This is a genomic window from Desulfosporosinus paludis, from assembly GCF_045689965.1.
Lineage (GTDB): Bacteria > Bacillota > Desulfitobacteriia > Desulfitobacteriales > Desulfitobacteriaceae > Desulfosporosinus > Desulfosporosinus paludis.
Map to the genome: position 1 here is coordinate 5,140,949 of NZ_CP144211.1, position 14,982 is coordinate 5,155,930.

The window sequence follows — 14,982 nt, forward strand, 5'->3', positions numbered from 1 at the left end:
GTGAAGAAATGTTGACACAGAAACCGCCGGCGGCAAAACTTATGATCCAAGGGACCTCTTCCAGCGTAGGGAAAAGCGTATTAGCAGCCGCTTTTTGCCGGATATTTTATCAAGAAGGCTACAGAGTGAGTCCCTTTAAAGCGCAAAATATGGCTCTCAACTCTTTCGTCACTGCGGCTGGGGGAGAAATGGGCAGGGCACAGGTAGTTCAAGCCCAAGCCGCTGGAATAGAACCTGATGTACGCATGAATCCTATTTTGCTTAAGCCCAGTGGACCAACGGGTTCTCAAGTGGTCATTATGGGGGTCTCTCAGGGAAATGTGACAGCCTTACGTTATCACGGGGAATACCAGCGCATGACTTGGCCCTATGCCCAAGAAGCCCTGCACGGTTTACTCAATGACTATGAAATTGTCGTTATCGAAGGCGCCGGAAGTCCTGCCGAAGTAAATCTAAAATCCAACGATATCGTCAATATGCGTGTCGCGATGGAAGCAAACTCTCCTGTTTTGCTCGTCGCCGATATTGATCGCGGCGGAGCTTTGGCTTCTGTCGTCGGAACCTTAGAACTACTGGAACCAGAGGAACGCGCTCTGATTAAAGGGATTATCTTCAATAAATTCCGGGGAGAAATTGCCCTGCTTCAGCCTGCTCTTGATTTTATTGAAGAAAGAACCGGGATCCCTGTCGTTGGAGTCGTTCCCTATTTCAAAATACGCATACCGGACGAAGATTCTGTCGCTATCAATGAGGCAGTAGAAAAGCCTTTCGTATCCACAGCCGATCAACTGGATATCGCAGTGATTCGCTTACCGTATATTTCCAATTTTACAGACTTTGATGCGCTTCAAGACGAACCCGACGTTTCTGTACGCTATGTCACGGAACTCGATAACTTAGGCAACCCGGATCTTGTCATTATTCCAGGAAGTAAAAACACACTTGCCGATTTGCGTTTTATTCACGAAAGTGGATTAGGTGCACAAGTCTATAAGTTCTGGAAAGAGGATGTCCCGATCATTGGAATCTGCGGAGGGTACCAAATCATGGGGCGCTTAGTAAAAGATCCATTGCATACAGAGTCCGATCTGGAAGAAGTTTCCGGACTGGGAATTCTCCCCATGGTGACGGAATTTTATCCCCAGAAGCATACTGTCCAGAGCAAAGGGACGATTCTGTCGACTCAAAGCTTTTTTCAAGCATGCTTGGGAGAGCCTGTCGAAGGGTATGAGATTCATATGGGACGGTCTATGCCTGATGAAGGACATCAGCCTCTTTTTGAATTGACTTCCAACGGAGTATCATACCCTGATGGTTTACAGGCAGGTAATGCTTATGGGACTTATTTGCACGGGATTTTTGATAATGATAGTTTAAGAATGTCTCTTTTGAATTGGCTCTGGCAGCGCAAAGACCGCGTAAGGCCCTGTACAGCGACCCAATCTCAGGCGGCGCTGCGAGAATCCGCTTTTAACGAATTAGCAGATTTGGTTCGTAAAAGCGTCGATCTTGAGCGCATCCGGGTAATAATGGGCTTATCATCACATGTGGGATTAAGAACTTCGGCAGATGTACAAAAGACCATTGAAAGAATCGACCTGGTAGAAGGATGACAGGATGACGGAAAAAATCAGTTTTCTTACACTTGCAGTTTTTTTCGGATTCCTCTTCGACCAATTGATCGGGGACCCGCGAAATTGGCCCCATCCCGTTGTGATTATCGGGAAAGTCATAGCCTGCTTGGAGCGACGTCTTAATCACGGAACCTCGAAGGCGAGACGGGTTTGGGGGGGGGCTAACCTTTTTCGTCGTGAGCGGAAGTTATCTTGTGACTTGGGCGCTGATTTCAGGCGCGAATTTTCTCCATCCCATATTCGGACTGGGAGTCAGTGCCTATTTCATATTTACGACCTTAGCGAGCAAATCTCTCTTAGATGCAGGACAGAGCGTTCTGATCCCCTTAACTCAAGGGGATATCCAAGAAGCACGGAAAAAGCTCTCTTGGTTTGTCAGCAGAGACACAGGGAATCTTGCCGAAGGAGAGATTGTGCGAGGAACCATTGAAACCCTCGCTGAAAACTTCGTCGATGGAATTTTATCTCCGCTCTTTTATGCAGCTCTTGGCGGTGCGCCTCTGGCAATGGCCTTTAAAGCCATTAGCACCTTGGATTCTATGGTTGGGTATCGGAATGAGCAGTATGAAGACTTTGGCTGGTTCTCAGCTCGAACCGACGATTGGGCAAATTATCTTCCTGCCCGTTTATCCGTACCTATCTTGCTTTTAGCCGGCTGGTTGAGGAGAATGCCTGTCCGCAGAGCCTTTAAGGTCTGGAAGCGGGATGCTGCCGGACATCCCAGCCCCAATGGAGGAAACCCGGAAAGTGTTGTTGCCGGATTATTGGGAGTTCAGCTTGGCGGTTTCAATAGTTATCACGGACAAGTTCATCATCGGGCAGAAATGGGAGATAGCTTGCATCCATCAAGCTCTTCAGATATTGTTGGTTGTCAAAGGCTGGTTCGAACTGCGACTTGGTTATCTCTTATGCCCGCGCTCAGCATAGCCTATTTGATAAGTTTAAAGGCCTTTTAAAAATAATAACTGAACAAAAGTTATGGCAGGATATCAATGATTTCCTGGTAAACACGAATTGTTATCTGCTAAATTTTAAGAGTTAAGAAGAGGGAGAGTTAATGTGAAGATTCCTCGAATTGTCCTAGCGGGTACGCATAGCGGAGTGGGAAAAACAACTCTGGCAACTGGATTAATGGCCGCTTTGAATAGACGCCAGCGGCCAATTCAAGGGTATAAGGTCGGACCGGATTACATTGATCCCAGCTATCATACCGCTGCAACCGGAAGACCATCCCGCAATCTTGACCGCTGGTTATTGGGAGAACGTCTTCCTTCGGTCTTTGTTCAGAGTACGGAGGAGCGTTGGGCCGTCATTGAAGGAGTGATGGGGCTTTTTGACGGTATGAGTGGAACTGCAGGTTTTGGAAGTACAGCAGATGTAGCTAAACTTCTCAATGCCCCCATTCTCCTGATCGTCGATGCTTCTTCCATGTCCCGCAGCGTTGCGGCATTGGTCCACGGTTTTAAAACATACGATCCTGAGGTTAGCCTTCAAGGAGTCATCCTTAACCGGGTAAAATCGACTGCTCAGGAAAAAATTCTCAGAGAAGCACTTTCAGAGCTTCAAGTACCTGTACTCGGCGTACTTCCAAAGGAAACATCGCTTCATCTGCCGGAACGACATTTAGGGTTAATTCCCGTCGGGGAAGGTGGATTGCTTGAAGGGTTTATCGATACACTCTCTAAGCTCATCACAGACCACATTGATCTGGATCAAGTGGAACGAATCATGCTTAGTGCCCCTAACCTTAACCGCTCTGTTTTTGCTAACACGAACCCTGGAGCACATTCTCAACCAAGCCAAGGCGATAAATTCCGTCTGGGTTTAGCCTGGGATGAAGCCTTTCTCTTTTATTACCAAGATGCCTTAGATTTAGCCGAACGCTTAAATGGCACTATTGTGCCCTTTAGCCCCCTGCACGATCACTCTCTGCCGGAAAACCTCGATGGGATTTTTCTTGGAGGTGGTTTTCCCGAACTTCATCTTAAAGAATTGAGCAGAAATACCCTTTTCTTAAACTCCCTTCGCGCTTATGCGGCAAGCGGGAAACCTCTTTACGCCGAATGTGGGGGATACATGTATCTAGGAAGGTCAATTACTGATTTTGAGGGACAAGAACTTCCGATGGCAGATCTTATTCCCATGAAAGCCGAAATGACCAAACGCTTACAGGGAATTGGCTATCGACGAGGGATTTTCCGGAAAGATAATTTTCTCGGTCCTAGGGGAACAGTGGTTCAAGGCCATGAATTTCATTATTCAAAAGTCACTTATGAGGCGGACGTTCCGGCTGCTTACGAGTTGTTTAAAGGTGACCAGGCAGATCGAATGGAGGGGTATGCTCAGGATAACCTGATCGCTTCCTACCTTCACCTTAACTTCGCCGGCCACCCGGAATTGCTGGAACACTGGTTTAGATCACCTCGCCAGAGAAGAGGAACATAAATGATCACTGTCTATACCGGTCAGGGAAAAGGAAAAACGACCTCAGCTATCGGCGAGGCTTTGTTAGCCTACTCGGAAGGCAAGAGCATTCTCATGGTCCAATTTCTTAAAGGAAGTACGTACAGCGGAGAATTAGTAGGTCTCAGCAGGCTGGGGATACCACTTCTTCAGTTTGGTGTAGGATGCAGATGGTCGGGAATGATTCGTACCGGTTTGAAACATTGCTCTGGGTGCGGCGAATGCTTCCGTCAGAACCGAGATCCGGAGATCGCCTTGGATTTGGTAACAATGGCCTACGAGTTTCTTCTCACTGAAGTTAGAGGAAACACTTATCAGGTCATTATTCTAGATGAAATCAGTCATGCGCTAAACAGAGGTTTTTTAAAGATTGATCAATTGCGAGAGCTCCTGGTGACAGGTTCTTCCCTGAGCTGGATCCTAACAGGCCGCGGGATGCCTGAGGCTATAAAGCCCTGGGTGGATTCTTGGTGGGACTTGAACTTATTAAAACATCCTTTTTCCAAAGGGGTACACAGTCGTAGGGGGATTGAGTATTAATGAACACGGTCGGTTTGGCTCGGTGTCCAGGGACATGTGGAGAATGGGTACAAGGGGCTCGCGATGGAGTTCCTTTTCTTGTCGATTGTCCAATTGATCGATTTTCAGAGGTCAAAGTAGCCCTTGACATACATGCCGAAAATTGGGATATCCCCCTTAGGAAATCGAAAGCTCTCCAAGTGCTGGAGTTACTCAAAGAAGATTTAGAGCTGCCCACACTAGGCGGTCGTGTTGACTTCCTTCGGCAGCTTCCTGAGGGGAAAGGCATGGCTAGTTCGACAGCCGACATCGCTGCCGTGGCAGCTGCAGCTTTGCTAGCTTTAGGTCAAGATCCCACCCCAGTACGTCTGGCAAAACTCGCTTTACGGATCGAACCGAGCGACAGTGTGATGTTTCCGGGAATTACGGAAATAGAACATGTTCATGGGCATAATCATCGTGTGCTGGGCCCCTCGATACCGGCTCTATTTTTAGCCTTGGATTGGGGAGGAACTATTGATACAAAGGTCTTTAACGCTCGTCCTGGACTCGGTGAACATTATCGCCGCTGGGAAAGAGAAATCCGAAAAGCTCACAAGATAGCTTTAGAAGGAATTAAGCAGGAGGATTTAGAGAAATTAGCAGCTGCAGGGACAATTAGTGCTCAATGCAATCTGGAGATGAATCCCAAATTGCTATTTAAACCGTTTCTGGATTGGGTTCTGCAAAATGGTGGGTACGGAGTCGTTACGGCTCATAGCGGAACACTGCTGGCCGGAGTTTTTCCCCAATCTAAAGCAGTGGAGAGGGAGGTTCGCAGTCATTTACAAGGGGAAGCGCAGCAGCGCTTTAATCCCGTTTACCTAGACCTCTTTAACAGCCATCCTGGCGGAATCCTCACGAATGCTTTAGAGTATAAAGAAAACTTGGCTGGCGCTGAGCCTTGGAGAAGGCGGCTGCCTTAGTTGCACTTATACTTTCTGATCAGTATCAAGAAAACTTGGCTGACGCCCGAAGACTGACAGTATAAAGAAAATGCGGGGTGAGTTCATGCATGGAGGAAATCTTAGAAAAGCTCAAGAAATTTATGGCTTAAAAAACTTTATTGATTTGTCGGCAAACATAAATCCTTTTGGCCCGCCTCAAGGAGTCTGGGATTCCTTACAAAAAAGCCTTAAGGATATTGTGAGTTACCCTGATCCTGAAAGTGTTGTTTTGAGAAGGGCCTTGTCTGATCATTTAAACCAGCCTATTGAAGAAATAATGATTGGTAATGGGGCCGGAGAACTGATTTTCACGATTGTTAATGCCTTGAAACCCCGAAAAGTTGCGATCCCTCTGCCAACCTTCAGTGAATATGAACGGGCAGCACGTTCCGTGGGGGCTGAAGTGTGTTATATTCCTTTAGGAGCAGACGGCTGGAGAAAGTATCAGCTCAACCCTGAGGAAGGGAAGGGAAGCCTGGACAAAGCCGAGTTTAATCGACTCTGGAAGGACTATCTTAAGGGATGTGAACTCTTATTTCTGTGTTCTCCCCATAATCCAACGGGGAGTGTCCTAGGATTGGAAACATTTGAACAGCTCCTCAAGCTCACACGAGAAATAGGCTGCAAAATTCTCTTTGATGAATCATTTTTGGATTTTCTTCCGGACGAACTGCGGAAATCTGCTCGGTCCTACCTGGCTGTCAATGAGCATCTCGTCGTCTTATATTCCTTGACAAAATTCTACAGTTTACCGGGATTACGTTTAGGTACTGTTTTTGCCTCAAAGACAATGTTAACCCACTTTGAACAATATCGTGATCCATGGTCTGTCAATGTCCTTGCTCAAAGTGCTGGAATAACAGCTCTCCAGGATAGTAACTATGCCGATGAGGTAAGAGAAAAGTTAGAAGAAAGCAGATCCTACTTTTATCGCGAATTTGAGGGATGTGGTTTTCATCATCTGCGGCTGGTTTCTACCGCGGTAAATTTCTCCTTAATAGAGATCATTGACTCTTCACCTCCGGAGTTAATTCAGCATCTCGGAAATAGTGGAATCCTTGTTCGTGATTGCAAAAACTTCGCCGGCCTGACCGGCAATTATATTAGAATCGCTATTAAGGACATTTCAGCGATGCAAAAACTCATCGGGGCTCTCAAAACTTTCTATCATTAACCTTGTCTCTAAAAATTTGCCTCTGATATTTTAAAGTGGTATATTTGAGAATTTCCAAGAATAATCTCCCTTAAGAGAAGGATATTACCGCCTGATGTAGAATAGATGCGCAGGCTCATGAATGTTATAAGGACTTACAATTCTCTGTCCTTAACATGCGAGGTGAATCATTCAATGGGAGAACGAGATCTGAACGGGTTTCATGTTAACCGCAAACAATTTGAGCAAGAAATTGCTCGTTTAGACCGCCTGAACTTAGTCGGAGAAATGGCAGCAGGGATTAGTCATGAAATACGAAATCCCTTGACAACCGTACGAGGTTTTCTGCAATTTTTAAGCAATAAAGAGGATATTGAGCATTACAAATCGTACATTGCTCTGATGATTGATGAATTGGATCGGGCAAACTCGATTATTTCCGAATTTTTATCCTTCGGTAAAACAAAACCTACAGAATTTAAACTTCGGAATCTCAATAAGATCGTTCAGGCCTTAGCTCCTTTAATCGAAGCAGATGCTCGTTGCTATGACAAATATCTCGAGCTAGATTTAAATGACCTGCCAGACTTGCTGCTTGATGAGGAACAGATACGCCAGATTATCCTAAATTTGGCCCGCAATGGTTTAGAGGCCATGGACCCTGGCAAAACATTAACTATAAAAACAACGGCTATTGACGATACAGTAATTTTAGCGGTTAAAGATCAAGGTAAGGAGATCGAACCTCGTATACTGGAGAAACTCGGCACGCCGTTTTTTACAACCAAAGAACACGGAACAGGACTCGGGTTGGCTACCTGCTTCGGAATTGCTGCTCGACACAACGGCAACTTGGTTATCACGACAGGTTCATCCGGTTCAACATTCTCATTGAAAATTCCTTTAAGCTGAGACTTCGAACAAGCTTTTCTCACGGACAGTGAGAGAAGCTTTTATTTTGCCTATAGAATTTGATGACTAAGTAGAATTATTAACTAGGTTTCAAGTGCTTTAATTAAAAAGGATTGTGAGTGTGCATAATACCAAAGGCATCTCTTCCTACAAACAATCAACAATGCGCTCGTCTGTAATATTCTTGAGGCGGTGAAACGATGGTATGGATTTTTTTGTTACTAATCCTTCAAGTGTTGTTATTTGGAACGGTTATTCTCTTGGAAAATAGAGATCCCGGTAAAACAGTGGCTTGGCTTTTTATTCTCAGTCTTTTTCCTCTGATAGGTTTTATTCTTTATATTCTTTTAGGCCGAAAACAGCGAAACCGAATGTTTCAACATAAACATCTTCCGAGTAATCGACTGGACCAGACAGTACATCAACAACAAACTACTCTGAACGCTGAACGTTATAGTTCTCCAAACGATCAAACCTCTGATCCTAAATTAGTCAATCTTCTTCTTAACAGTGGTTATGCTCCCTTAAATCTTCATAACCAAGCAGAAGTTCTTATTAATGGCGGAGAGAAATTTGAAGCATTGTTTCAATCTTTAGAAAATGCCACAAATCACATCCACCTTAGTTATTATATTTTTAAAGGGGATGAGATTGGCCAGGACGTCGTAAAAATTCTAGCACGTAAAGTTTCGGAAGGAGTGGAGGTTCGAGTCCTGCTTGATGGTATAGGAAGCCTTTCCCTGTCAGGCAAGTTCATGGATACTATGCGTCATGCGGGAATACAAGCCCATTGGTCTTTTCCCGTGCGCTTTCCTTTTCTAAGCCCGAAACTTAATTTGCGTTACCATCGTAAAATCGTGGTCGTTGATGGCCGTACCGGGTATATGGGGGGCTTAATATTGGGGACGAATACCTATCCCGTGATCCAGAGCTAGGCTTTTGGCGAGATACTCATCTGAAATTATCAGGAGAATCCGTGCATAGCCTGCAAGCTATATTCTTAAATGATTGGTATTTTGTGACTCATCAAGAACTTCAGGGGGATAATTACTTTCCGAACGTGACTATTTCCGGCGTTCTCCCGGTGCAGATCGGCGCCAGCGGCCCTGATTCCCATTGGGCTTCCATTCTGCAGGGTTTTTTTATGTCCATATCTATGGCTAGGAAGAGCATAAGAATTGAAACTCCCTACTTTATTCCTGATGAAAGTTTGATTATGGCCCTTAAAACCGCCGCCCTCTCCGGTATCGACGTGCAAGTCATTATCCAGGGAATCCCCGAGCATAAGCTGACATACTGGGCCATGAACTCCTATCTCGAAGAACTCCTTCAGGCAGGGGTTAAGATTTATAAGTATATGAAAGGTATTATTCACGCCAAGATCCTCATCATCGATCAACAATTAGGCTCAATAGGCTCTGCCAATATGGACGTGCGAAGTTTTTCTCTCGATTTTGAAATCTGTGCTTTTCTATACGACCAACGTATCATTGGGAATCTAAACGAAAACTTCGAGATTGACTTACAAGATTGCCAGACGATTCAACTTGAGGTGTTCCAAACCCGCCCATTCTCTGAACGTCTAAAAGAATCTTTCGCTCGCTTATTTTCACCCTTATTGTGATCATAGAATACATGGAAAAATAGCTTGTATAAACTATGGGGATGACGTTTGCCTATCGGCATATCGTCATCCTTTTTTCTGACTATTTTAGCTTCCTAGAGGATCTTCTCAACTCTAAAGGTTGGTATTATTTTTTAAGTCATAACCATCAGAAAAGGCATCTGAGATTCGTCTATAGAATAGTACTGATTAGCCAATTTTACATTCTAGGTATCTAAGTTATAAAAAGATTAAAATAACAATCGAGGGGAGGAGAACTGCCAGGTGGAAGCAGATTCATCCTTTGATGAAATCTATGAAAAGATATTCCCGATCATTTACAGGTTTGTTTCAATCCGTGTCCCTAAGTCAGATGTCGAAGATGTTACCGCCGAAATTATCGTTAAAGTTTGGAGGGCTCTGCCAGAGCTCGTTAAGAAAGAGGCTTTAAAAGCCTGGGCACTGAAAATTGCCGTCCGTCAAATCGCAGATTTTTACAGGACTCATAAAAATTCTTCCAGAATACTTCTGGAAGAACGGCCAAAATCCTTTCTTAAAGATTCTGACCAAAGTGACACTTGGGCCACTATTTTAAGTGTTGGAGAAGCATTAGCGATGCTTTCCCCCCAACAGGTTAACGTTATCCAGCTTCGCTTAATTGAAGGGTTCAGTGCAGGAGAAGTTGCAGAAATCTTAGGAACATCTCAACAGGCAGTGGACAGCCTTTTATACCGCGCTAAGAAAGGGTTCCGTAAAATCTACCAGGGGGATCCTGACAAAGGGGGGAGAGGCTGATGAAGAGCTTTAAGAGAACAAATCTCATATCTTTTTGGGAAGAAGATGGTGATTTAGAACAAATGAGAACATTTTTTAAAGCCATCCAGTCTGATTCCGAAAACAATAAGCAGATTAAACAAAGTATTAAACAAAAAGCTCTGGAAAAAATGGCCGCGGAACAAAGGGAAGAGGTATCTGCTCCTATTAAGAAAAGCCTAGTTGTTCGTTTGAGAACAAGGTGGTCCACGGTTAACTTGATCAGCCATTGGAAACTGGGGTTCACAGTTATTGGCCTAACTCTCTTATTTATCGTAGGACAAACCACCTTGAATGGCTCATGGCATGTATTTCCACAAATGGGTAGTGCTGTTCCTCAAAAACAAATGTCTCAAGTGGCAGCTGGAAGCTCAGCGCCATCACCGTCAGCTGAAGATAGAGTCAGTAAGAATACCATCTCTTCCGAAAACACCGCCCCTCTTTCGGCAAAAATCTCGGCTGCAGCGCCGCAAACCCCTGTTCAAAACGATGCGGGCCCAACAAATACTTCAGTTCCCCGCAAAATAACCCAGGACGTTACTCTAACTCTGGAAGTCGCTAATATTTCCAATACCTTTTCCCAGATCAGCCAAAAAGTTCAGCAAATGGGCGGTTATATCGCTGAATCTCAGCAGAACAACTCAGAAAACCAGTCTTCAGCCCGTATGACTGTAAAGATTCCTGCCGATAAACTAGATGCCTTAAACGACTCATTGATTTCCTGGGGTAAGATTCTTGATCAGCACACCATAGCCAATGACATTACCAACCAATACTACGATTCCCAAAACCGCCTGCAAACTCTTCAAGCTGAAGAAAAGCGCTATCTTGAGATTTTAAATCAAGCTAAAACCGTTGATGATGTCCTCAAGGTCGAAAATGCCTTGAGTGATATCCGCCAGCAAATCGAACAACTAGAAGGGCAGCTTAAACTTTGGAACAATCAGGTAGACTATTCCACAGTAAACCTTCAACTCGTTGTTAACTCAGGTCCAAATTTAGCGATCAAAAACCCTTGGCAGCCCGTCTCTTGGCAAAACACTTGGGAAGCTGCTCAGAATGCCTTCTTAAAAACCATCAGCAGTGCCTGGAATTTCCTTAATTATTTGGTGGTAGGTCTAGGGTATGTCTTCCCGTATTTGATTCTTGGCCTAGTTGGTTGGATTTGCTATCTCCGGAAAATAAAACGATAGACTGTCGGATTTGGCTTCACTTTACTTTACTTCTTATGAGATGTCTGTATAATATTATTAATATCACTTAATAAAGAGCATTAAATCCAAGTATCGAACCTCCCCAGAACTCTTCAAGAGGCAGGGGAGGTTTGATTTATCAAATGTGATCTTTATACCAACGAATTATATGGAGGGTATCGCATGAAGTTATCGAAGCGCACCAAATCTATCAGTGGAATTATCGCCATCGCAGTTGGAGCGATTATTGCTGCTTACGGGGTTCAGGCCTTTATTGTCCCTTCCGGACTAAGTGGCGGTGGAGTGGGCGGTATTGCTCTGCTTCTTTACTATACGCTCAAACTTCCTATCGGGCTGATGACGTTCTTATTGAATATTCCCTTATTCATTTTAGGTTGGCGGGAAATTAATAAGCATTTTGTCTTTAAAACCATTTGGGGATTGGTCATCTATTCTATCTTCTTGGACCTTTTTAAAGGGATCCAGCCTGTTGCGATTAATGACATTTTTCTTGGTGCACTCTATGGCGGAGTATTTTCAGGAATTTCTTCAAGCCTTGTTTTTCGTTTCGGAGGAAGCCTTGGCGGTACGGATATCGTTTCCAAAGTCATTCAACGAAGGTATGGCGTGCCGATGGGAACATCAGCTCTGGCGATAAACAGCGTTATCATTATGATCTCCTGGGCTATGTTAGGTTCAAAAGTAGCTCTCTATACACTAGTAACCCTTTTTGTTTACGGACGGGTTCTAGACTTGATTCAAAGTGGAGTTCCATCGAAGTCTATAACCATCATTTCCGACCAATCTGAAGCTTTAGTTGATCGGATTATGGAGGATTTGGGTAGGGGAGCAACCTTTTTAAGCGGCCGCGGAGCATACTCTAACGAGTCCAAAAACGTCATCATTTGTGTTGTTAGTCTTCCCGAATTAGGTCGCTTAAAGCAAGCCGTGCGGGAAGTAGACCCCCAAGCCTTTATGATCGTTACCAATGCAGGAGAAGTTCTGGGCAGAGGATTTGTGAAAAATGAATAATTTATTTGAAGCAGTGATAACCCAGCAGGATTTAGCTGAAAGAACTAGAATTATACAATGATGTATAAATTGTAATTGATAACCAGTTATAGAACAGAGGGGACGACCGATGACGGGAGAGAAGAAGAGAATTGACAGAATGAAAGCATCACCCGTTTCAAATCATAAACTTTGGGCATTAGGCATGATTTGCTTAATGTCCATTCTAGCAGCCATCATAATTCTTGCGGGGGATAAAAGTATTTTTTTGATATCCTTTTTTTTCCTCATGGTAACACTTATTGCTTTGTATTTTCCCTGGAAACTATTAATAATGCAAATCGCCATTGCCTCATTATTAACCTTCATCATTTTATATAAACATACCCATCTCCTGACACTCGTCCAATGGGCTATGTATACATTTGTTTATCTCTTCATAGGTATAGCCGTCAATCGAGAAATCAGCGCAATCCGTCAAATTCAACGCCATGAGGTGGAAATGTCGGCGCTGTCAAGCATCTCAGCCTCGTTAACGAAAACCCTTGATCTATGTGAATTAACCAATCAAGTCGTCGATCAAATTTTCTCCTTGTTTCAGGCCGACGGCTGTACAATATATTTGATGGACGAGGGGAAAAATCATTACGGGTTAGCAGTGCTCGTGAAAGTCAGAACGACCCAGCGATTCTCGCCTCTATTTTTAATAACCATCCTCGAGTAGGTTTCGGAATGGTTGGATGGGTAGCAGCAACCGGAGAATCCATTCTTTCAGGGGACGCGGAACATGACCCCAGGGCTTTGCATATTCAGGGCACCCCCTATGACGATGAATCCGTGATGGGAATCCCTCTTCAGCTTGAAAGGGAAACCTTCGGGGTCCTTTGGATTTATAAGTTAAGTTTAGAGGCCTTTAGCAAAGATGACCTTCAACTAGCTCAGATTTTTGCTAACCAAGTCAGTGTTGCTTTAGCAAATGCTCGCTTATATGAACATGTCCGTTGTCTTTCTGAAACAGACAGTTTAACAGGGCTTTTAAATTCTCGTTCCCTTACGGATTTAACGGAAGGGGCTATAAATCATGCCCAGACAACCGAGGGGAATGTCTCCCTTCTCTTTATAGATTGTGATGATTTCAAGGGGATTAACGATCAGTTTGGCCACCCTGTAGGCGATCAATTTCTGCGGTTTTTTGCAACACTTTTGCTGGAAGGGGTCAGAGAAGGGGACTCAGTCGTGCGCTATGCCGGGGATGAATTTGTCATTCTCCTGCCTAATACCCACATCGAAGCCGCAATCAGCATCGGAGAACGATTATTGGAAGCTACACGGATTAGAACTTTAGGGAATAATCCGGCCTTGCACACCACTGTTTCCTTGGGCCTGGCCACTTATCCTCAACACGCCTCGACGGCAGAAGAGCTTATTAAACATGCTGACGAAGCCCTTTATGTTTCCAAACGTAATGGCAAAGACCGGTTAAGCGTCTATAATAAAGAGAGTGCCACTGTTTTTAAGACAATAAATAGACACTAGCAGTTACTTAAGCTCAGTATCGAGGGCTTTCATTTCACTTAAAGTGACAAAGCGATAACCTTGTTTTTTTAGAGAGTCGATAATTTTCGCCAAGGACTTGACAGTTTGAGTTCGGTGAAATCCCCCATCGTGCAGAAGAATAATCGCTCCTGGAAATACGTTATCCAGAACATTTTTAACAATTTGATTGACTCCGGGATTGCGCCAGTCTTTACTGTCCACACTCCAAAGAGCAACAATATGACCGTTTTTCTTGATGTTTTCTAGCTGCCATTTTGTCAAAAAACCTCCCGGCGGACGATAAAAATGAGTGTGAGTGCCTGTTGCAGCATAGACCTCTTGGTCCGTTTGATTTATCTCTGTCAAAAGTTGATGTTGCTGATAATCATGGTTAAAGCTGTGATTCTCGATTTCATGCCCTTCTTTTGCCAAACGTTTTAACAGATTCGGGTTTTCCTGAACCGCCTGACCTAAAACAAAAAATGTAGCCCGTACACCTTTTTCTTTAAGGATATCCAAAACTTCTGGCGTATCGATGGGGTCTGGACCATCATCAAAGGTTAAGGCTACTACTTTTTCCTGCGTATGAGCCATATAATAAGTGCCTGGTGCCCGAACTAAAGAGGGTGCTGTCAAAGAATCGGCTGTTAGGTAGCTAATAACTCCTATAATGATCATTACCGAAAGGCCCAAGATTATTTTTCGGCGAGTTAGAACATAAATCAGCACCCCATCCACCTCCAATTGCTTCTATAATACCTATGGATAAATAGCTTGATCCATACCTTGACTCTGTTAAATATAACGAATTTGGTTAAAGGCATTTTTTACATAACGAAAACTAGGCTGGCGCCCGAAGACACTGTGTTCGCACTTGTTAGCCTTAGCGAAGGCAGCTGCTTAGTTGCCCTTATGCTGTAGAAAGTATTTAACGAAGTTATACTTTCTGACAGTACTAGAAAACTAGGCAAGGTCCTATGTTATAAGGCAGTGGAAAAGCGGTTTGACCGTTGTTCTCCACTGCTTTTATGATTGATATCATGTTATAATTTTAGTTGAAATCCATTTCTGAACCTGCAGTTATGGCATTGATAAGGCACTCAAAATCAAACACATTCAAAAAACTTTAATAACAAAGCCATGGTATTGATATAGCATT

14 protein-coding genes and 1 pseudogene are annotated in these 14,982 nt (G+C 44.0%); 14 read left to right on the forward strand and 1 reads right to left on the reverse strand.

What is annotated here, in order from left to right; genetic code table 11:
* The first annotated feature begins 11 nt into the window (after positions 1-11).
* The 14 genes and pseudogenes from VZF35_RS25460 (at position 12) to VZF35_RS25525 (ending at position 13,823) form a co-directional block, all read left to right on the forward strand.
* Positions 12-1,613, forward strand: coding sequence for a cobyric acid synthase (locus VZF35_RS25460; RefSeq protein ID WP_407314828.1), 1,602 nt, complete (start codon positions 12-14; stop codon positions 1,611-1,613).
* Positions 1,614-1,617: 4 nt separating this feature from the next.
* Positions 1,618-2,590 (forward strand): annotated as a pseudogene (cbiB, locus tag VZF35_RS25465) (adenosylcobinamide-phosphate synthase CbiB).
* 103 nt (positions 2,591-2,693) lie between these two features.
* Positions 2,694-4,079 (forward strand): cobyrinate a,c-diamide synthase, encoded by a 1,386-nt coding sequence (locus VZF35_RS25470; protein WP_407309327.1) that lies wholly within the window; start codon positions 2,694-2,696, stop codon positions 4,077-4,079.
* A complete protein-coding gene (locus VZF35_RS25475) occupies positions 4,080-4,637 on the forward strand; it encodes a cob(I)yrinic acid a,c-diamide adenosyltransferase (protein ID WP_407309329.1) in 558 nt (185 codons plus the stop codon). It begins immediately after the preceding gene.
* On the forward strand, positions 4,637-5,581 hold the full coding sequence (locus VZF35_RS25480) for a GHMP kinase (RefSeq protein WP_407309331.1): 945 nt from the start codon (positions 4,637-4,639) through the stop codon (positions 5,579-5,581). Before VZF35_RS25475 ends, VZF35_RS25480 begins: the two co-directional genes overlap by 1 nt.
* Before the next feature lie 85 nt (positions 5,582-5,666).
* Positions 5,667-6,776, forward strand: coding sequence for a pyridoxal phosphate-dependent aminotransferase (locus VZF35_RS25485; protein WP_407309333.1), 1,110 nt, complete (start codon positions 5,667-5,669; stop codon positions 6,774-6,776).
* A gap of 174 nt (positions 6,777-6,950) precedes the next feature.
* The gene (locus VZF35_RS25490; protein WP_407309335.1) at positions 6,951-7,667 is read left to right on the forward strand and encodes an ATP-binding protein; all 717 of its coding nucleotides are present in this window, start codon (positions 6,951-6,953) and stop codon (positions 7,665-7,667) included.
* A 200-nt stretch (positions 7,668-7,867) separates the two neighbouring features.
* Positions 7,868-8,602 carry a PLDc N-terminal domain-containing protein gene (locus tag VZF35_RS25495; protein WP_407309337.1) on the forward strand — a complete coding sequence of 245 codons (735 nt, stop codon included), beginning with the start codon at positions 7,868-7,870 and terminating at the stop codon, positions 8,600-8,602.
* Positions 8,566-9,291, forward strand: coding sequence for a phospholipase D-like domain-containing protein (locus tag VZF35_RS25500; protein WP_407314830.1), 726 nt, complete (start codon positions 8,566-8,568; stop codon positions 9,289-9,291). The genes VZF35_RS25495 and VZF35_RS25500 overlap by 37 nt, the downstream gene beginning before the upstream one ends.
* Positions 9,292-9,555: 264 nt before the next feature.
* Positions 9,556-10,065 carry an RNA polymerase sigma factor gene (locus tag VZF35_RS25505; protein WP_407309339.1) on the forward strand — a complete coding sequence of 170 codons (510 nt, stop codon included), beginning with the start codon at positions 9,556-9,558 and terminating at the stop codon, positions 10,063-10,065.
* Positions 10,065-11,276: a DUF4349 domain-containing protein gene (locus VZF35_RS25510; RefSeq protein ID WP_407309341.1), complete on the forward strand. Its 1,212-nt coding sequence runs from the start codon at positions 10,065-10,067 to the stop codon at positions 11,274-11,276. Before VZF35_RS25505 ends, VZF35_RS25510 begins: the two co-directional genes overlap by 1 nt.
* Before the next feature lie 183 nt (positions 11,277-11,459).
* The gene (locus VZF35_RS25515; protein WP_407309343.1) at positions 11,460-12,308 is read left to right on the forward strand and encodes a YitT family protein; all 849 of its coding nucleotides are present in this window, start codon (positions 11,460-11,462) and stop codon (positions 12,306-12,308) included.
* Positions 12,309-12,417: 109 nt separating this feature from the next.
* Positions 12,418-13,011, forward strand: a complete 594-nt coding sequence (locus VZF35_RS25520; protein ID WP_407309345.1) for a hypothetical protein — start codon at positions 12,418-12,420, stop codon at positions 13,009-13,011.
* Positions 13,012-13,019: 8 nt separating this feature from the next.
* Positions 13,020-13,823, forward strand: coding sequence for a diguanylate cyclase (locus tag VZF35_RS25525; RefSeq protein ID WP_407309347.1), 804 nt, complete (start codon positions 13,020-13,022; stop codon positions 13,821-13,823).
* Positions 13,824-13,826: 3 nt separating this feature from the next.
* Here the strand turns inward: VZF35_RS25525 and VZF35_RS25530 are convergent, their stop codons facing one another.
* Complete coding sequence (locus VZF35_RS25530; RefSeq protein WP_407309349.1) at positions 13,827-14,552, reverse strand: polysaccharide deacetylase family protein; 726 nt, start codon at positions 14,550-14,552, stop codon at positions 13,827-13,829.
* Between the last annotated feature and the right edge of the window lie 430 nt (positions 14,553-14,982).